Source organism: Bacillus cereus group sp. N11, from assembly GCF_016483605.1.
GTDB classification, from domain to species: domain Bacteria; phylum Bacillota; class Bacilli; order Bacillales; family Bacillaceae_G; genus Bacillus_A; species Bacillus_A toyonensis.
Genome location: NZ_JAEHBN010000002.1, coordinates 124144 through 141796, shown reverse-complemented (window position 1 = coordinate 141796; position 17653 = coordinate 124144). Strand labels below are relative to the sequence as shown.

Below are 17653 nucleotides of genomic sequence, written 5' to 3'. Positions count from 1 at the left end.
CCCCCTACATCTATTTTTGAGCGCTATATCGTCTTAAAAACGACCCATCTTTAAATTCAAGATAGTAGTAATTATAACGATTGTCATAATCAATATATGTAACTTCCCATAATGGTACTTCTACTGGTACACCATCTCTAATACCTTTTTCAAAGCCTAATTTCACTTTCAGAATTTCTTTCGGCTTTCTTTTTGATTCTTTATCGCCGACTTGTTCTATTGTTCTTTGTATAGCCTCTTTTTCGGAAATACCTTCACTCTTTTTCCTTACTACGGTATCCCCTTTTTTCTCAGGCACCCAAACGATAAGATGTTCTCCCTTTTCATCTGTACCCTGTACGACTGTACATGCAGCTTTTCCGTTGTAATAATCAACAGATGTCACTTTTGTAAGCTTTGCTTTTTCTTTAGCAATTTCTACAGATTTCGACTCTTTGGGAATTTTCTTATCCATCGCTTTATTATAAACATACGCCCCATATATTCCGCTAGCAACGATAACGATAATGATTGCAAAGATCCACTTTTTCATTGTATCACTACGTTCTGTAAATCGTAAATACAGCTGTTTCTTTGTCTTTTTCGTCTAATGCTAATCCGAACATGAGGTCCTGCTCTTTTAACGTACGATTCAAACTATCAACAATTTTATACAAATCTGACGAATATTTAATACGCGTCGTTGATAGTACTTCGATTTTCTTCTCCATGAAAAAACTCCTCCGTTACACAAAAATTTCTAATTATAGAAGAACGCAATGCGGTTACAATAAGAGTACATTCTTTACAACCCCTGCTTCATCACCCATCTATTATAGCAGGACATGTACAGCAAAAAAAGGTTTCAAGTCGAAAACCAATACATTTTGTATACAAGAAGTAAGAAAAATAAAATTCCTCCTACCCACATTTTTTACGCCTGAAGTTTATAAGTACTTCAGGCGTATTTTTCTTCCAATTTTTATTCATTTGACGGTTCTTCTAATTGCACCAACAACTCTTCTAACGGTCCTTCATAAAGAGGTACGTTAGGAATTGATTGTAAAAATCTTTTTCCATAGGAAGAACTCGTCAATCGACGGTCTAACACTACTACCGTCCCCGTATCAGTATTCGTTCGAATTAAACGCCCAAATCCTTGTTTGAAACGTAATATTGCTTGCGGGAGCGCTAATTTTGCGAATACGTCCTCACCTTGATTTTTTAGCCATTCACCTTTCGCTTCCATCATCGGCTGATGAGGAGGTGTAAAAGGAAGACGGACAATGACAAGGCAACTCAAGGCATCTCCTGGAATATCGATTCCTTCCCAAAAACTGCTCGTGCCTAACAATATTGACTTGTCGAACTCTTGAAACTTTCGAATTAAGCGACTTCGACTCCTATTGTTTACACTTTGCGTTAATAATAGATAGCCTTCTAATTCATCATTGCTTTTCAAATTCGCATACGCTTCTTTCAGCATTTCATACGAAGTGAATAAAACGAGCATTCTCCCTTTTGTAACTTTTGCTATCTTGGCAATATGTTCCGATACAGATTCAATATATTCCTCATTACTTACTCGCTTAATAAACGGTACATCCGTTGAAACCATTAATTTCATTTGTTTCTCATAATGGAATGGCGATTGAACCTGTAAAGTATTTGGAGCAAAATCATGTAAGCCAAGCTCTTCTTTTATATAGTCAAATGTATCGTTAACTGTTAATGTTGCAGATGTAAAGATAACACTCTTTTTTTCTGTTAAAAATTCATCAGCAAACCTTTCACCAATATGAACTGGTTGCGCGTATAAAATGGTTGAATGAATCGTTCCTTTCGTCTCCGTCTCCATCCAAGTTACATATGAATTTTTTTCCAATATGAGCAACTGTAATGATTCTGCCATCTTTCTCAGTAACCCACTTAAATGCATAAATTCACCCGTAACAACATGCATTTCCCACTCTAACTTACTTTGCAATATATCTACTTGTTTCTCAAATATGGTCACTATTCTTCTTAATTCATATACAAAACGATTTGTTAACTCAACAATACTATCCCACAACTTACCTTGCTCTACTTCCGTGTTATATCGATAAATGAGCGGCATATTGTTTGTTCCTTGTTCTTGCTTTGTTTGTTTAAATATAAAAGTACGTAACATTTGGAATAGTTCATCCGCATCAAATTTAAGTTCCTTCAAACTATGGCTTATCATACGGAAAGTAGAACGAGATGCTTGCTCTGATTTTTTCATCATTTTATATACTTTAGAAAGCACATCATCCGTTTCTAGTGTACCAAGTCGAGATAAAATCAATTGAAAATACATACAAGAGAACTGCTCACCTAGTGTTCTACTCGCAGCTTCTTCAATATGATGAGCTTCATCAAAAATTATATGTTCACATGAAGAAAACAGTGGTTCTTCACTTGAAAAATCTTGAAATAATAATGCATGATTTGTAATAACGATATCTGCAAATAAAGCTTTATTTTTCGCTCGCTGATAAAAGCATCGACTAAACCAATTACTTTGCATACCGCCCGGACTATACGCATCACTACAAATACGATTCCAAAGTAACTTTCCGCCCTCTGGAATATTTAATTCATCTCGGTCACCTGTTTCAGTTTTTAATAACCAAACTAAAATTTTCGCCTTCGTAAGTGCCATATCGTAATTTTTTTCTTCCTCTTGCAAAGCATATTCAAATTTATGTAAGCAAAGATAATGCTTTCTCCCTTTTAGAAGAGCTGTCTCAAATGAAAATGGCATTATTTTTTGCAATAACGGAATTTCTTTTTCAAGTATTTGTTGTTGAAGTTGTACCGTTTGTGTACTGATAACGACAGGTTCTTCTTTTTTATTCGCAAAATAAAGACTAGGAAGTAAATAAGCAAGAGTCTTTCCCGTCCCTGTACCTGCTTCAATAAGAGAAAAACGAGAATCTCTTAACGCCGTATATATCTCTTTCATCATCATTTGCTGACTTTCTCTTCTTTCAAACTTCGGCATATGTAATTCCAGTTTATCCATCGTTTTATTCAAGAAAGCATCAAATTTTAATGAATATGTTTCTCCAAGACTTAAGGAATAGTTCCGTTTTCTCAGTGCAATATTGCGATACACTTCATATTCCGCTTTTATTTCTTTACCATGCATTACTTTCTTTAAAATATTTTCAGAAAGCACATCAGCTATATCACTTTGGAAAACATCACTCAATTCATAAAGTGATTGCAATGTAACAAGTGGTAATTTTTCAATTTCATTTAAAAATTGTAAAAACAACTCTGCTGTCGCAAGAGCATCACTATCCGCACGATGTGGTTGATCGTGTTCGAGTTCATGTTTCTTAGCTAAATCACGTAATTTATAACTATCGGCTGTTGGCAAAAGAATTTGTGCCAATTCAACCGTATCGATTTTAGGACAATGTATTTCTGTATATCCAGCCTGCCTTAATTCTTCGTTTAAAAAATTCCAATCAAAGTGAACATTATGCGCAACGAAAGCGGCACCTTGTAATAGCTCAACAATCATCGGGGCTACATCTTGAAATAACGGGGCTTGTTTTACAAGACTTTCATCAATCCCTGTTAATTCTGTAATAAATACGGGAATCTCTCTCTTTGGGTTAACAAAAGATGAAAAAATCTCCAATATCTCTCCATCTTCTACTACAACAGCTGCAATTTGGGTAATTTTATCTTTCCCGTCTTTCCAGGAGTTTCCTGTCGTCTCTAAATCAACAACGACATAACGTTTACTCATATATGTAACACCTCAATTTCTTACCTTTCAAACAACAATAATTCATATAATGTTACTATACCACGTTTTATCTCATCTTAATGAAAAGATGCACAAAAAAGCTATCTCCTGATATAGAGATAGCTTTCCTCTTTTATAATATTGTACCAGCCTTTTCAGCACCTAACATTTCAACAATTTGATTTTGATCGTCTAACACTGCAATTTTTGGTTCTTGTTTATGAACCTCTTCTTCCGTAACTAAGCCATAACAAATTATAATTACTTTATCTCCCGGTTGTACAAGCCTTGCTGCAGCACCGTTTAAACAAATAACACCGCTACCGCGTTCGCCTTTAATAACATATGTCTCTAAGCGCGCACCGTTATTATTATTTACAATTTGAACTTTTTCGTTCTCTACAATATTTACTGCATCCATTAAATCTTCATCTATTGTAATACTACCTACATAGTTTAAATTTGCCTCCGTTACAGTTGCACGATGTAACTTTGCTCTCATCATTGTGCGAAACATAGATGCTCCCCCTTATTTAACCGTTAATGTTATATTGTCAATTAATCTTACATTTTCAAACTTAACTGCAATAGCTAAAATGATTCTTCCTTCCATTTCCCCTACTATTGCCAATGACGGATATGCATATAAATCCGCATAATCTACAGTACCTTTCGTATACGTCTCAATATGTTCTTTCACAAGATTTGTAATGATTTCTGAATTACGTTCGCCTGCCTCAATTCTTTCTTTCGCTATACATAGACTGCGGTATAAATGAGAAGCCTCTTCACGTTCTTCTTGTGATAAATACACATTACGAGAACTTTTTGCTAATCCATCTTCTTCTCTTACAATATCAACTGGTACGATCGTTACTGGAATATTGAAATCAGTTACAAATCCTTCAATTACAGCAACTTGTTGTGCGTCTTTCATACCGAAATAAGCACGATTTGGCATTACAATATTAAATAATTTCATTAGTACAGTCGCAACTCCAGAAAAGTGACCAGGTCTTTGTTTTCCACATAATACGTCAGTACGCTTTACAACTTCTACTGTTGTTGTTTGTTCTGCCGGATACATTTCTTCTACACTCGGATAAAATAAATAATCCACACCGTTTTCTTTTGCTACACTTTCATCTCTCTCAATATCACGAGGGTATCGCTCTAAATCTTCGTTCGGCCCAAACTGTAGTGGGTTTACAAACACACTTAAAACTACAATTTCATTTTCTTCTCTTGCCTTGCGTAATAAAGTAGCATGCCCTTCATGTAAATAACCCATCGTTGGAACAAAACCAATATTCTTTCCACTTGTACGAAGTTCGCTCGTAATTTGCTGCATCTCTTGCACTGTAGTTATGATTTTCATTACTGTTTTCCCCCGTATAACGCTAAGCATTCTTCTTCTTTCATTGTGAACGAATGTTTCTCTTCAGGAAATTGCCCTGTCTTCACTTCAGCAACATATTGAGAAATCCCACGTACAATTTCCTCTTGAACAGACGTATACTGTTTTACGAATTTCGGAACACGATTTACCCCATATGAGATGAGATCATGATATACAAGAACTTGCCCATCTACTTTTTGTCCCGCTCCAATCCCTATTATTGGAATTGTTAATTGCTTCGAAATTAATTCTGCTAACTGCATTGGCACACATTCTAACACAAGTGCTATCGCACCAGCTTCCTCACATTTCTTTGCATCGTCTATTAATTTCTTTGCACTTTCAGCATCTTTTCCTTGCACTTTATATCCACCCAATACTCCCACAGATTGAGGAGTTAAACCTAAATGCGCTACGACAGGAATTCCTGCATTCGTTAAATAATGAATCGTTGATATAACTTCTCCAGCACCTTCTACTTTTAGTGCATGTGCTCCGCTCTCTTGAACGATGCGGCGTGCATTCACCATCGTTTCTTGTAACGATATGTGATAAGACATAAACGGCATATCAGTTACAATAAATGTTTCTTTCGCTCCGCGGCGTACAGCTTTCGTATGATGAATCATATCCTCTACTGTTACAGGTACTGTTGAATCATATCCGAGTACAACCATCCCAAGAGAATCTCCAACTAAAATCATATCGACTTCAGCTTCTTCTGCTAATTTAGCAGAAGGATAATCATACGCCGTTAGCATCGTAATCGGCTCACCTTGCTCTTTCATCTTCAAAAAATCTGTTTTTGTTTTCAAAAACTACTCCTCCTTTATACAGGAGAGAGGCGATGGCCGAAATCATATAAAAAACCCCTCTGGCCATAAAAGGGCAGAAGGGTTGTGTGTTAGTCGGCATTATTCATCCCTCTGTCCCAGTCCGTTATTGGATCAAGGCAGAATCCAAGTTATTATTTTTTGTACTGCTTCGAATCATGGTGCAGTTCGCTCTGATACTGCCCACATTCGAACTAATTATAGCAAACTACAAAAAGAAATTACTACATTTTTTTGAAAAAATAATTTTTTATTTCCATTACGGTATGTGAAATTTAATTAGATAGTGTATATGCTATATAGTTTTTACAGAGAATTCAGTCCTAAAAAATAAGTGGGTGTGTTTCTCATACATACCTTACAACTCCAAGTTAATTTCTTTTGTAATCCATTTAAATGCGAAAAATTGATTTAAAGATACTGATATTTTATTTGACTGTATAGTATAAGCCTAAAACTAATGATGCAGATTAATTGAAGAAAAGCACTTAGAAAAGGAGAATTGCGAATGTCTATGAACAAGTGGTTATTTCCATTACTCGGTTTGTTTGTAATGATTGTGAGTGTGATAACTTTAGACTCCATCAACGTAGTTGCCTCAGCTAACGTCGTAACACAACCTATTGAGTCAACGAAAGTGATTGAAGTCGAACTGAACGATGATTACTTTAATCCGAATGTCATCACTATTCCGATTGAAGAAACAACAACATTGTTATTAAAAAATAAAGGTAAGAACGAGCACACCTTTACAGTGAAAAGACTCGGAATTGACGTCGTAGTTGAGTCAGGAAAAGAAAAAAACATTACCATAAAACCTAAAAATACTGGTACATATGAATTAATATGTAGATACCATCTCCTTAAAGGAATGGAAGGAAAAGTAATAATCAAATAATAAGCAGCGCTAATCGAACGTTACTCTACATACAACTTAAGTTGTAAAAAGTATATTGTCACATTACAAAGCCTACTCAAAAATGTTGAAATAAAAAAGAAGTTCCAAAAAAGGAACTTCTTTTACTTCATTTCGATATCCGCAGAATGAATATGATGTATTTTCCCTTCATGGTCCTCCAGAAGCAATACACCCTCTTCTGTAATCCCTTTTGCTAGCCCCGTAATCGTCTGTCTCATCGTTCGGGCAGTAATTTCTTTCCCGATGCTCACAGCGTAACTTTCCCAAAGAATTTTAATTACAGAGAAACCATTTTGTAAATACTCTTCATATAATTTTTCTAGTTGTAAAAAGATTTGTTGCATAAGTTCCGCACGAACAATTGGCTTACCTGATTCAATCGCTAAAGAAGTGGCAATTTGCTGAATTTCCTCATCAAAATGTTCTTGTTTTTGATTCGCATTAATACCAATTCCCATAATGACAGCATTGATTTTATCAGGATCCGCTTGCATTTCTGTTAATATACCTACAGCCTTTTTACCTTGAATTAAAATATCATTCGGCCATTTAATTCCTACATTTACACCTGTGCATTTTTCAATTGCTTGTGCAACACTAACAGCCGCTAGCAGAGTGAGCTGCGGGGCATGATGAACCGGGATCGATGGACGCAAAATAATACTCATCCAAATTCCTGTTCCTTTTGGCGAATGCCACTTTCTACTTAAACGGCCTCTACCTGCAGTTTGCTCTTCCGCAACGACAATTGTTCCCTCTTCTACTCCTTCATAAGCAAGTTTTGCTGCAATATGCTGAGTAGATTCAACTGATTCTTCAAAATAAACCGTTCTACCGATACGCTCTGTTTGTAATCCTAACTGAATTTCATTAGCAGTTACTTTGTCTGGCTTACCCGCAATGCGGTAACCTAATCGACGCACAGCTTCAAGTTCATATCCCTCATTCCGAAGGTCCTCCATATGTTTCCACACAGCGGTTCTTGAACAACCAAGTTTATCACTAATCGTTTGGCCAGATACAAACTCTCCATCCGCTTCAGAAAAAACTTGCAACAACTGCTTTCTTATAGTAGATTGCATCTTTGCAGCCACTCCCTTATACTCTCTTTCTCATTAACTACATTTCCTTGTACGATCGCTTCTTCGATTTTTTGAAGCATTTCAGCAACCCACGGACCAGGCTTTTTATTCGCCCAGTTTAATAGATCATTCCCACTCACATTCATTTCTTGACGACCCTTGATTGGCAATGCATGAAACATTGATTGTACTCGTTTAACAGATGTAGGGTTATAGTTTTCAATCATCGCTTCATATACTCTCTCTGCCATTTCAGCGATATGAATTCCCGTTTTATAAAGAAGGACTGTATCCCAATCCTTCTCCTTTCTCGTACGAATTGTTAATAAAACTGCGACAATATCTTTTATTTTTTTATTCGAAAACTTCCATTGACGTAAAAATACAGATGGATGCTCTTCTCCGATACAATATAAGAAAAATGCCCATGCCTCAATGTCTGTTTCAAAAGAATCCCATTTATACTGCGTAGCTTTTAACAGTCTCTCTTCTGACATTTGTAAATAGGGCAAATGAGAAAATAACTTCGTCTCTACTAATTCTTTGAGGCCCTTCACACAATAGGTACCAGTTAACAGTTTCTCAAACTCTACTGTGATGCGCTCAATTGCTATATGTTCTAGCAAGTGTCCATACGTTTCAATCGCTTGCTTCGTTTTTGTTTCTAAAGAAAACCCTAACGTACTTACAAACCGAATGCCACGCATCATTCTTAGTGCGTCTTCTTGAAAACGATTCGCTGCATTTCCAACTGTTACAATTTCTCTCTTTTGAATCGCTTCCTGCCCAGCAAATAAATCCACTATTTCGCCTTCTTCTGTCATAGCAATCGCATTCATTGTGAAATCACGACGTTTTAAATCCTCTTCTAATGAACGAACAAATTGAACACTACTAGGTCTTCGAAAATCTTCATATTCGCTTTCTGTTCGAAAAGTGGTTACCTCATAAGGTTCACCATTTTCTACAACAATTACAGTTCCATGCTCAAGACCAACAGGAACATGTCTTGGAAATATATCCATTACTTCTTCTGGTAAAGCAGATGTCGCAATATCAATATCTCCAATCGGCCTATCGATAATAAGATCTCGTACGCTCCCACCAACAAAATAAGCCTCATGTCCTTGTTGTTTTAATATCTCAATAATAGAACTAGCTTTTTTAAATATTTCCATTTTTGTCATCCCTTAGTATGTCATAGTAAATTGCTTCATATTGTGAGACGATTTTTTCTGAGCGGAACTGCTCATAAACACTTTCTCTTGCTCGCTCTCCCATATTACGGTGAAGCTCTTCATTCTTTAATAGCTGAATGGCTTGATTGGCCACACCTGTTGTATCGCCAACTTCACATAAATATCCTGTTTCACCATGTTGAATGACTTCTGGAATACCTCCAACCCTTGTTCCGATACAAGGTACACCACACGCCATCGCTTCTAATAAAACAAGACCAAAACTTTCCTTCTCTGATAGAAGCAACATTAAATCACTCATCGCAAGCAGTTCTGCAACATTATCTTGCTTCCCTAGGAATAAAACGCGATCTTCAATATGTAAATTCTTCACTATCTGTAAAATTGTACAAAATTCTGGTCCGTCTCCAACAAGAAGCAATTTCGCATCAACTTCTTTAGCAACTTTAGCAAATGCCTGAACAACATCCTGCACACGTTTCACTTTACGGAAATTTGAAATGTGAATAAGTACCTTTTCACTCTCACTTATACCGTATTCTTTCTTTAATTGAGACATATTACGCTTGAAATATACACGTTCGTCTATAAAGTTATATACCGTTTGAATGTCTTTATTTGGTTTTACAAGCTCATGCGTTTCGTCAATTAATGAATGCGAGACAGCAGTAACAACATCAGACTGCTCAATACCAAAACGAATTAAATTATTTAACGAAGGGTCGGAACCTAACACAGTAATATCTGTTCCATGCAAGGTTGTAACAATTTTAATACGCTCACCAATCATTTGTTTCGCTAAATAAGCACAAATTGCATGCGGTATTGCGTAATGCACATGTAAAATATCAAGACTTTCTCTTTGTGCAACCTCTGCCATTTTACTCGCTAACGCTAAATCATATGGTGGATATTGAAATACAGAGTATTGATTCACCGTCACTTCATGAAAATAAATGTTTGGATACACTTTATTTAATCGAAATGGTAAACCCGATGTAATAAAATGAATTTCATGCCCGCGTTCCGCCAATTGCTTTCCTAATTCTGTTCCAACAACTCCAGAACCACCTACAGAAGGATAACATGTAATACCTATTTTTAATTTCATTTACATCCCCCTATTAAATCAGCATGTAATAAAACCGGTTTCTTACTCATAAATCCTTCGGCATACAAGACTCCAACTTCTTTCCCAAACATCTTCTCACGAGCGACCACAGTTTCAACGTAACCTTCTGTTAACGGCGTCTTAACACCATCACTCCCTGTTGAAAACTGACTTTCATACGCTTCTAATGCTTCCACTTTTTGCGATAGGTACTCACTAATATCTATACAAAAATTCGGTTTATGAAAACCATTAATCATATAATTATAAAAAGACTCCACACGATGTGGTGGAAGTTCTGGCATATATTTACGGATTCCTGCTGAAAAAATAGCCTCTTCCACAAGCTTTGCACAATTTGCATGATCTGGATGACGATCTTCATCGTATGGTGCAAAAACGAGTTTTGGTTTATATGTACGGATCACCTTTACAATTTCACGTATAAACTCTTCTTTCATATACAAACCACGATCTGGCATCGCTAAATTCAGTCTCGTTTTTACTCCCATTATACGAGCTGCGATCTTTGCTTCTTCTTTTCTCAACTCTATCGTTCCATTTGAAGAAAGGTCAGCTTCTGTTAAATCACAAATACCTACTTCAAACCCTTGCTTCGTATATTTTGCAATGGTACCCGCCATGCCGATTTCAACATCATCAGCATGAGCACCAAACGCTAATATATGTAATCCACTCATAATTGTTCCCCTCATTTTCTTAACTTGCGATAATCTAAATCCCCTCGTTCTAATGCGTGCATTAACATTTCAGCACTTGCCATGTTCGTTGCAAGTGGAATCGCATATACATCACATAAACGAAGTAATGCATTTACATCTGGCTCATGCGGCTGAGCAGTTAGTGGATCTCGGAAAAAAATCACCATATCCATATCGTTTTTTGCAATCATGGCACCGATTTCTTGATCGCCACCAAGAGGACCCGACTGATATCTTGTTACAACTAAGCCAGTTGCCTCCATAATGCGAAGTCCTGTCGTTCCTGTTGCAAACAATTCATGTTTTTCAAAAATTGGTTTATATGCGTACGCAAACGAAACCATGTCATTTTTCTTTTTGTCATGTGCGATTAAGGCAATTTTCATCCGTTGTCTCCCCTTTAGTCGATAATGTTTTCTAAACCGTACACAAGATGATCAATGTTCATTACTGTTTCAATTGATAATTTTACACCTGACATAAATGATGCACGATTGAATGAATCATGGCGAACCGTTAACATTTGTCCATCCCCGCCGAACATTACTTCTTGGTGTGCAATAAGTCCCGGTAAACGTACACTATGAATGTGAATACCGTCTACATTTGCACCACGAGCACCTTCTAGTTGCTCTACTTCGTTTGGATGACCTTGCTGCTTTGATTCACGATTTTGACGAATTAATTCTACTGTTTTGACAGCTGTACCAGATGGTGCATCTAATTTTTGATCATGGTGTAATTCAATTACTTCAACATCTTGGAAGTACTTCGCTGCCATTTGTGAAAATTTCATCATAAGAACTGCACCAATTGCAAAGTTTGGAGCGATAATTGTTCCTACTTTATTATCTTTTGCATTTTCTGTTAATTGCTTTAGTTCTTCTTCCGTAAATCCAGTTGTACCAATAACAGATCGAAGTCCACGTTCAACTGCAAGTGTCACATGTTTCTTTCCAACTTCTGGTGTTGTTAAATCTAATAATACATCTGCTTCCACTTCATCTAAACAAGTATGTAAATCTGCGTAAATCGGTGTATCTAACATCGGCATACCAGGTAAGTCTGAAATCTTTTCTCCACCGTGCTTATAGTCTACTGCTGCTACTAAATTGAAATGTTCTGTTCTTTCCATAAGAAGGACTGCTTCATGTCCCATACGCCCTCTTGGTCCAGCGATAATTACTTTAATTTCTTTCATTATTCTTTCTCTCCCTCATCAATGCGTGTCCAGCGATCTTTATCACGTGTATTAAATTTTTCCATTACAATGTTATGCGCTGTTTCTAAATCAATATTTAAACTATTTGCCATACAAATCATAACAAACAATACATCTCCAAGCTCTTCTTCAATACTACGTTCTGTTTCAGTTGTTTTCTTCGGTTTCTCACCGTAGTAATGGTTTACTTCCCTCGCAAGCTCTCCCATTTCTTCCGTTAAACGAGCCATCATTGCAAGCGGACTGAAATAACCTTCTTTAAACTGACCAATATATGCATCTACTTCTTTCTGCATATCTTTCATCGTTTTTGCTTCCATACTAATCACCTCTAATCCTTCCTCTTTCATGTTAGCCAATTCATCGCGATTTGACAAATATTATTCCCCGCCAAACACCTATTTGCGACCCTTTTTTGGATAGACTATAATGAAGTGAAACTTTCTTTTGCGGTTTTGGCAAAAAATCAGCTAAAATCAATTGTTTTTTTATAGCCTTCGCTATTTTTATTAACAACTAGAAATTACTTATCATTATGTTTTACCGTTTCAGCGGAGCAATGCAATCTACATAATTAGGGGGATTTCTATATGACATCGAGTTTGAAGATTCGAAATATCATTTTCATTTTAATCGGTTCCGCTATTTTTTCTTTCGGTATTGTGAATATCAATATTGAAAATCACCTTGCAGAAGGTGGATTTACCGGTATTACACTATTATTGTATTTTCTATTTAAGTTTGACCCTTCTTATTCAAACTTAATTTTAAATATCCCTATATTTTTTATTGGTTGGAAGTTACTCGGAAGAACGACATTTATCTATACACTAATCGGCACATTCAGCGTATCTTTATTTCTATGGATTTTTCAGCGTTACGACGTTCTTAACTTACATTTAAACTTACAAAATGATATGACACTCGCGGCTTTATTCGCCGGGGCATTTATCGGTATCGGTCTTGGCATAATATTTAAATATGGGGGGACTACTGGCGGTGTAGATATTATCGCAAGACTCGCTCATAAATATGTTGGCTGGAGTATGGGGAAAACAATGTTTATGTTTGATGCTATCGTCATTATCGTCTCTATTCTTACCTATTTATCATACCGCGAAGGCATGTATACGTTAGTTGCTGTTTTTATCGGAGCGAAAGTCATTGACTTTATGCAAGAAGGAGCCTATGCGGCAAAAGGAGCAACTATTATCTCAGATAAAAACGATGAAATTGCTGCCCAAATTTTATCTGACATGGAGCGCGGAGCAACCTTTTTAAAAGCTGTTGGATCGTATACGAAAGTGGAACGGAACGTATTGTATTGCGTTGTCGCTAAAAATGAAATCGTGAAATTAAAAAATATTATTACTTCTGTAGATCCTCATGCCTTTGTTGCTGTAAGTGACGTACATGATGTAGTTGGTGAAGGTTTTACATTAGATGAAAATAAAAATCCGGTACATAATTAAATTCAACTAGAAAAGCTCTTTAGCTTTTCTAGTTTTTTATTACATATCTTTTAAGCTTCTCCCAATCCTCATAAATAAGCTCCAACAAACTCCGATTATAAAAAATAGAAGCTGGATGAAAGGTCGGAAAAATAGAATATTCTTTTTCTGTCCATACAAATTCTGTACAGCAACTATCTTTCAATTGTTGCACGGGTTGTTTTAACAATTCTCCATGAACATCTGTAATTTTATGATTTTTACCGACTAAACGCTGTAATGCAATATTACCAAGCGTAACGATAACAGGAGGGTCTATATATTCCAACTCATAATCTAATAAAGGTGCATGAGCAAGTATTTCTCCTTGATTTGGTGTTCTATTATACTTTTTCTGTATTTTTTCGCCATTTCGTTCTTTTTTCTCTCGCCATTTATATGGCCTACTCCGGACCGCACTCGTAATATATACTTCTTCCCTTGTAACATGAATACGTTCTAAAAACTCCATTAAATGTTTTCCAGCTCTACCGCTAAACGGAATCCCATTATGAATTTCTGTTTCACCAGGTGCTTCACCAACGAGCATAATTTTGGGGTTTCCAGGGCCTTGTCCACTTAGAAAACCTTCTAGCTGATACGAAGCACTACGCTCTTTCACTTGCTTTACTATATAGTCTGGATATTCCATTATCTTCCCCCTCATCGTATGCTACTTAATTATGATTTCCCTACAATATTTCTTTCATTTTATCCTGTCCATTTATTACAGATAATAAAAAAAGACTATCAAAATTGATAGTCTTTAGTCGTCGCTACGCTGCATACCAGTATATATTAATACAAGACGTAATAATTCAAATACCGCTACAGCTGCAGCTGCTACATATGTTAATGCTGCCGCATTTAATACTTTACGAGCTTGGCCGTACTCATCTGTCGATACGATACCAAGTGCTTCAATTTGTTGCATTGCGCGTTTTGATGCATCAAACTCAACTGGTAATGTAACAAGTTGAAAAACAACACCTGCTGCCATCAAAATAATTCCTAGCAACAATAAACCAGACATTTGTGCAAACACACCAATTAAGACGAAAACCCAAGACATATTCGAGCCAAAATTAGCAACTGGCACTAATGAATGACGAACACGCATGAAATTATAATCTTTTGCATCTTGAATCGCATGCCCTACTTCGTGTGCTGCTACTGCTGTACCAGCAACTGAATGGCCATAATAGTTATCTGTTGATAATCGAACTGTTTTGGCAGTTGGATCATAATGGTCTGATAAATGACCTGGCGTTTCTTCTACAGCTACGTTGTATAATCCGTTTTCATCTAAAATTTTCCGAGCCACTTCTGCTCCTGTCATACCTGATGTTGAATAAACTTGTGAATACTTGCTATAGGCACTACGTACTTTTGACTGTGCATACAACGGTATGATCAAAATGATCGCGAAGTAAATTAAATAAAACATCATGAACCTCCATTGAAGTTTTAATTATAGTACTTCTCATTCTATTTTTTTCTGCCACCATTGTCAATGAATAAACCTTACAATCCGTATCTTTATTTATCCCGCTATTTGTAGACAGTTAGACTCCCACCTCAAAATTCTGCTGGAGCAAAGAAGTTAGGCGGTATATCCACTGCCCGTAAACGCCCGATTGATGAGGGCTAATAATCAATGAGGGATGAACCTCCCCACTGAGTAAAGTTTCACTTTATCGCATTATCTATTTTTAGAATGTACATTACTTTTTCTTTTCTCTCGCTCGCCTTTATACTTTCTCCATCCAACATAAGTTAATGTGAATAAAATAAGTCCTCCAGTAATTGTCATAAACCAAATGAGAGAGGGGGCAATTTCATCTTTTTTTACTGTGTGAAATATCTTTTGCAAATCTCCTTTAATGATTCCTAATTGCATTTGGCCACCTTTCGTTTTTAACATAACGTTACGAAATTCATCCAAATAAGATAAATGAGCATTTACACGTTGCACCTCGTTTTCTGGCAAAGCAATCATTAGGCTTGGGTAAATAATATTAAATTCATTTAAGAATGTATTTAACGTTTGCTGAAACTGTCCAGTATCTTCTTTTTTCATCGCTTTTTCCATTTGAGAAAAAGCATCCATTACTTTCCCTTCTCTTTCCATCCAAAGCGGTTGATATTTCGATACTTGCGCATCAACAGCAAGTTGTAATGCTATCACATTATCAATTTTAACTTGCTTACCTAAATCTTCTTCCGAGAGAGATTGTTTCGCTTTGTCGTAAGCTAAAGAAATGACTCTAATTTGATCTGGTGTTACTTCTTGCTTCTTTTCATTCCCCTTCACTAAAAACTGCTCCGAGAAATATTGTAATACTTGTACTGCTTTTTCATCTTCATTACGCTTCACTAACTGTAACGAGTCGTCTAGCAACCCCGTTAGTTCACTCCACTCTTCAGCATATATACGTAACGGAAACATTATAATTAGAAATGCTATCAATCCAATTAATGTTCTCTTCATCCCGGTCCCCCCTATAACTACTAGTACAAAATATGTGGAATTGGACAAGAATAGAACAGAACTGTCCCGAAAAATATATTATCGTTTTACAAACAAAAAAATTCTCTTTAAGCAGAGAATTTTTCCTTTGAAATCCTTTTCTTTTTTACGAAATATCTATACAAGCTGTAACAAAGTATACTACCACCTAAAATGAATAATAAAATAGCACACGCCGCATGCATAAAAAATTCTTCTGGTAGCATTAAAATAATCGGATCCGATTCAATATCAAACATCCAATAATCGTTACTGAATAACAGCTTATGGAATAATACAAAACTCTTTTCAAAATTAATAGCGATTGGCAACACCAGTGCTATCGGAAATATAATTGTTACAATCGATCCATGCAGTAAAAATTTTTCGTTTTTTCTTTTTAATAAATAAACGCCGCCTATCACTACAATCATAATTGTCGCATACATCACATATTGAATCTTTACTATAATATTTTTAACATCTACAAAATGAATACGACCATTTGTAGACATATCTAATGTCGGTAAATGTAATGCTCCGTCATAAAACGGAGATAAATATGTAATTAGCACATCATAATTTCTCTTAATTTCATCTTTTGTCATATCCGCTAAATCTGGAATGTTTAAAAAATCAATTTCAAAATAATACAGCCATTTTCCATATACAACTGCCATTGTTGCAAGTGCAAAAATAGAAAATGCTATGCTATATGAAACAACTAACGTAATCAATCGATCCAATATTTTTCCACTCTTACTTCTCTTCATTTTCTCCCCCTAAATGTTCACACCATCATAAAGAAAACTGTTTTCGGCGCTCACGTAAGCAATAATAGTATGTGATGCACAGTACGACAATACTTAACCAAAATGTAAAATAACCAATTTTCTCTACAAACAAATGCATAATTCCGTATCTCGGCATTTGCCAAAATAAATAATCAATTGCGTCATTATGTAATGTCCATATACCTGCTACTACAAAATGCCATTTTTTTATACGGTAAAACGGAGCATATAACACTCCCTGCACTGCCATTGCAAAATGCGATAGCATTAACATATACCCCATCAGGCCAATAGGACCTTTTACATAAATCATAACCCCATTTACAACAACAGCCCATACACCATATTTTATTAAAGTTACAATTGCCAGCGCCTCTATTAATCCCCAGTTTCGCTTTACCAAGAAAGCAATTAAAACAAAGACAAAAAAGAGAGTCGCCATAGGACTATCTGGTACAAACGGCCAAAATATAGGTGACGTTTCTTTTAATTGATTTCCATACCATATAAATCCGTAAATTGTACCTAGTATGTTAACAATCAATAAAAATAATAATACTGAGCGTTGTCTTAACATTGCATACAAGTAAACCAAGCTGTATGTCCA

At 36.0% G+C, this 17653-nt stretch carries 20 protein-coding genes; 2 read left to right on the top strand and 18 right to left on the bottom strand.

Annotated elements, in window-relative coordinates:
• Positions 1-10: 10 nt before the first annotated feature.
• From JDS98_RS04550 to panB, 6 genes are all read right to left on the bottom strand, one after another.
• Complete coding sequence (locus tag JDS98_RS04550; RefSeq protein WP_199631737.1) at positions 11-532, bottom strand: cell wall elongation regulator TseB-like domain-containing protein; 522 nt, start codon at positions 530-532, stop codon at positions 11-13.
• 7 nt (positions 533-539) lie between these two features.
• A complete protein-coding gene (locus tag JDS98_RS04545) occupies positions 540-710 on the bottom strand; it encodes a YpmA family protein (RefSeq protein WP_000412179.1) in 171 nt (56 codons plus the stop codon).
• A 251-nt stretch (positions 711-961) separates the two neighbouring features.
• Positions 962-3766, bottom strand: coding sequence for an ATP-dependent DNA helicase DinG (gene dinG, locus JDS98_RS04540; protein WP_199633591.1), 2805 nt, complete (start codon positions 3764-3766; stop codon positions 962-964).
• A 133-nt stretch (positions 3767-3899) separates the two neighbouring features.
• Positions 3900-4283, bottom strand: coding sequence for an aspartate 1-decarboxylase (panD, locus tag JDS98_RS04535; protein WP_000490175.1), 384 nt, complete (start codon positions 4281-4283; stop codon positions 3900-3902).
• Between the two features lie 12 nt (positions 4284-4295).
• Positions 4296-5144, bottom strand: a complete 849-nt coding sequence (panC, locus tag JDS98_RS04530; protein ID WP_000692376.1) for a pantoate--beta-alanine ligase — start codon at positions 5142-5144, stop codon at positions 4296-4298.
• Positions 5144-5980, bottom strand: a complete 837-nt coding sequence (gene panB, locus JDS98_RS04525; RefSeq protein ID WP_000851101.1) for a 3-methyl-2-oxobutanoate hydroxymethyltransferase — start codon at positions 5978-5980, stop codon at positions 5144-5146. Before panB ends, panC begins: the two co-directional genes overlap by 1 nt.
• A gap of 526 nt (positions 5981-6506) precedes the next feature.
• Between panB and JDS98_RS04520 the strand changes: the two genes are divergently transcribed.
• Positions 6507-6896 (top strand): cupredoxin domain-containing protein, encoded by a 390-nt coding sequence (locus JDS98_RS04520; protein WP_199633590.1) that lies wholly within the window; start codon positions 6507-6509, stop codon positions 6894-6896.
• A 122-nt stretch (positions 6897-7018) separates the two neighbouring features.
• Here JDS98_RS04520 and JDS98_RS04515 read toward each other — a convergent pair whose 3' ends face one another.
• From JDS98_RS04515 to JDS98_RS04485, 7 genes are read right to left on the bottom strand one after another with little or no spacing between them, the layout of a single operon-like run.
• Positions 7019-7999, bottom strand: a complete 981-nt coding sequence (locus JDS98_RS04515; protein WP_001192037.1) for a biotin--[acetyl-CoA-carboxylase] ligase — start codon at positions 7997-7999, stop codon at positions 7019-7021.
• Positions 7984-9177 (bottom strand): CCA tRNA nucleotidyltransferase, encoded by a 1194-nt coding sequence (locus tag JDS98_RS04510; protein ID WP_199633589.1) that lies wholly within the window; start codon positions 9175-9177, stop codon positions 7984-7986. Before JDS98_RS04510 ends, JDS98_RS04515 begins: the two co-directional genes overlap by 16 nt.
• Entirely contained in the window at positions 9164-10309 is a 1146-nt protein-coding gene (gene bshA / locus JDS98_RS04505; RefSeq protein ID WP_098227065.1) for an N-acetyl-alpha-D-glucosaminyl L-malate synthase BshA, read from the bottom strand. The genes JDS98_RS04510 and bshA overlap by 14 nt, the downstream gene beginning before the upstream one ends.
• Complete coding sequence (bshB1, locus tag JDS98_RS04500) at positions 10306-11010, bottom strand: bacillithiol biosynthesis deacetylase BshB1 (RefSeq protein WP_000015657.1); 705 nt, start codon at positions 11008-11010, stop codon at positions 10306-10308. Before bshB1 ends, bshA begins: the two co-directional genes overlap by 4 nt.
• An 11-nt stretch (positions 11011-11021) precedes the next feature.
• The gene (mgsA, locus tag JDS98_RS04495; protein ID WP_000684760.1) at positions 11022-11417 is read right to left on the bottom strand and encodes a methylglyoxal synthase; all 396 of its coding nucleotides are present in this window, start codon (positions 11415-11417) and stop codon (positions 11022-11024) included.
• Between the two features lie 14 nt (positions 11418-11431).
• Positions 11432-12232: a dihydrodipicolinate reductase gene (gene dapB, locus JDS98_RS04490; protein ID WP_000658815.1), complete on the bottom strand. Its 801-nt coding sequence runs from the start codon at positions 12230-12232 to the stop codon at positions 11432-11434.
• Positions 12232-12573 (bottom strand): nucleotide pyrophosphohydrolase, encoded by a 342-nt coding sequence (locus JDS98_RS04485; protein ID WP_044810165.1) that lies wholly within the window; start codon positions 12571-12573, stop codon positions 12232-12234. Before JDS98_RS04485 ends, dapB begins: the two co-directional genes overlap by 1 nt.
• Before the next feature lie 270 nt (positions 12574-12843).
• Here JDS98_RS04485 and JDS98_RS04480 point away from each other — a divergent pair, with 270 nt between their 5' ends.
• Positions 12844-13725, top strand: coding sequence for a YitT family protein (locus tag JDS98_RS04480; protein ID WP_199633588.1), 882 nt, complete (start codon positions 12844-12846; stop codon positions 13723-13725).
• Between the two features lie 28 nt (positions 13726-13753).
• Here the strand turns inward: JDS98_RS04480 and JDS98_RS04475 are convergent, their stop codons facing one another.
• The 5 genes from JDS98_RS04475 to lhaT all read right to left on the bottom strand — a co-directional run bounded on the left by JDS98_RS04475 (position 13754) and on the right by lhaT (position 17641).
• Complete coding sequence (locus JDS98_RS04475; RefSeq protein ID WP_097957069.1) at positions 13754-14395, bottom strand: uracil-DNA glycosylase; 642 nt, start codon at positions 14393-14395, stop codon at positions 13754-13756.
• A gap of 114 nt (positions 14396-14509) precedes the next feature.
• Entirely contained in the window at positions 14510-15190 is a 681-nt protein-coding gene (locus JDS98_RS04470; RefSeq protein WP_000499539.1) for a zinc metallopeptidase, read from the bottom strand.
• Positions 15191-15445: 255 nt separating this feature from the next.
• Positions 15446-16234, bottom strand: a complete 789-nt coding sequence (ypjB, locus tag JDS98_RS04465; RefSeq protein ID WP_000831603.1) for a sporulation protein YpjB — start codon at positions 16232-16234, stop codon at positions 15446-15448.
• A gap of 107 nt (positions 16235-16341) precedes the next feature.
• Positions 16342-17025, bottom strand: coding sequence for a lipoprotein intramolecular transacylase Lit (gene lit, locus JDS98_RS04460; protein ID WP_000830608.1), 684 nt, complete (start codon positions 17023-17025; stop codon positions 16342-16344).
• Positions 17026-17050: 25 nt separating this feature from the next.
• Positions 17051-17641, bottom strand: a complete 591-nt coding sequence (gene lhaT, locus JDS98_RS04455) for a lipoprotein heptaprenylglyceryl N-acetyltransferase LhaT (RefSeq protein ID WP_106080500.1) — start codon at positions 17639-17641, stop codon at positions 17051-17053.
• Positions 17642-17653 lie beyond the last annotated feature (12 nt).

What these genes read in the sequence shown, in the direction of transcription:
- JDS98_RS04550 (WP_199631737.1), bottom strand. Translation starts at nt 532, where the DNA reads ATGAAAAAGTGGATCTTTGCAATCATTATCGTTATCGTTGCTAGCGGA.
- JDS98_RS04545 (WP_000412179.1), bottom strand. Translation starts at nt 710, where the DNA reads ATGGAGAAGAAAATCGAAGTACTATCAACGACGCGTATTAAATATTCG.
- dinG (WP_199633591.1), bottom strand. Translation starts at nt 3,766, where the DNA reads ATGAGTAAACGTTATGTCGTTGTTGATTTAGAGACGACAGGAAACTCC.
- panD (WP_000490175.1), bottom strand. Translation starts at nt 4,283, where the DNA reads ATGTTTCGCACAATGATGAGAGCAAAGTTACATCGTGCAACTGTAACG.
- panC (WP_000692376.1), bottom strand. Translation starts at nt 5,144, where the DNA reads ATGAAAATCATAACTACAGTGCAAGAGATGCAGCAAATTACGAGCGAA.
- JDS98_RS04520 (WP_199633590.1), top strand. Translation starts at nt 6,507, where the DNA reads ATGTCTATGAACAAGTGGTTATTTCCATTACTCGGTTTGTTTGTAATG.
- JDS98_RS04515 (WP_001192037.1), bottom strand. Translation starts at nt 7,999, where the DNA reads ATGCAATCTACTATAAGAAAGCAGTTGTTGCAAGTTTTTTCTGAAGCG.
- JDS98_RS04510 (WP_199633589.1), bottom strand. Translation starts at nt 9,177, where the DNA reads ATGGAAATATTTAAAAAAGCTAGTTCTATTATTGAGATATTAAAACAA.
- bshA (WP_098227065.1), bottom strand. Translation starts at nt 10,309, where the DNA reads ATGAAATTAAAAATAGGTATTACATGTTATCCTTCTGTAGGTGGTTCT.
- bshB1 (WP_000015657.1), bottom strand. Translation starts at nt 11,010, where the DNA reads ATGAGTGGATTACATATATTAGCGTTTGGTGCTCATGCTGATGATGTT.
- mgsA (WP_000684760.1), bottom strand. Translation starts at nt 11,417, where the DNA reads ATGAAAATTGCCTTAATCGCACATGACAAAAAGAAAAATGACATGGTT.
- dapB (WP_000658815.1), bottom strand. Translation starts at nt 12,232, where the DNA reads ATGAAAGAAATTAAAGTAATTATCGCTGGACCAAGAGGGCGTATGGGA.
- JDS98_RS04485 (WP_044810165.1), bottom strand. Translation starts at nt 12,573, where the DNA reads ATGGAAGCAAAAACGATGAAAGATATGCAGAAAGAAGTAGATGCATAT.
- JDS98_RS04480 (WP_199633588.1), top strand. Translation starts at nt 12,844, where the DNA reads ATGACATCGAGTTTGAAGATTCGAAATATCATTTTCATTTTAATCGGT.
- JDS98_RS04475 (WP_097957069.1), bottom strand. Translation starts at nt 14,395, where the DNA reads ATGGAATATCCAGACTATATAGTAAAGCAAGTGAAAGAGCGTAGTGCT.
- JDS98_RS04470 (WP_000499539.1), bottom strand. Translation starts at nt 15,190, where the DNA reads ATGTTTTATTTAATTTACTTCGCGATCATTTTGATCATACCGTTGTAT.
- ypjB (WP_000831603.1), bottom strand. Translation starts at nt 16,234, where the DNA reads ATGAAGAGAACATTAATTGGATTGATAGCATTTCTAATTATAATGTTT.
- lit (WP_000830608.1), bottom strand. Translation starts at nt 17,025, where the DNA reads ATGAAGAGAAGTAAGAGTGGAAAAATATTGGATCGATTGATTACGTTA.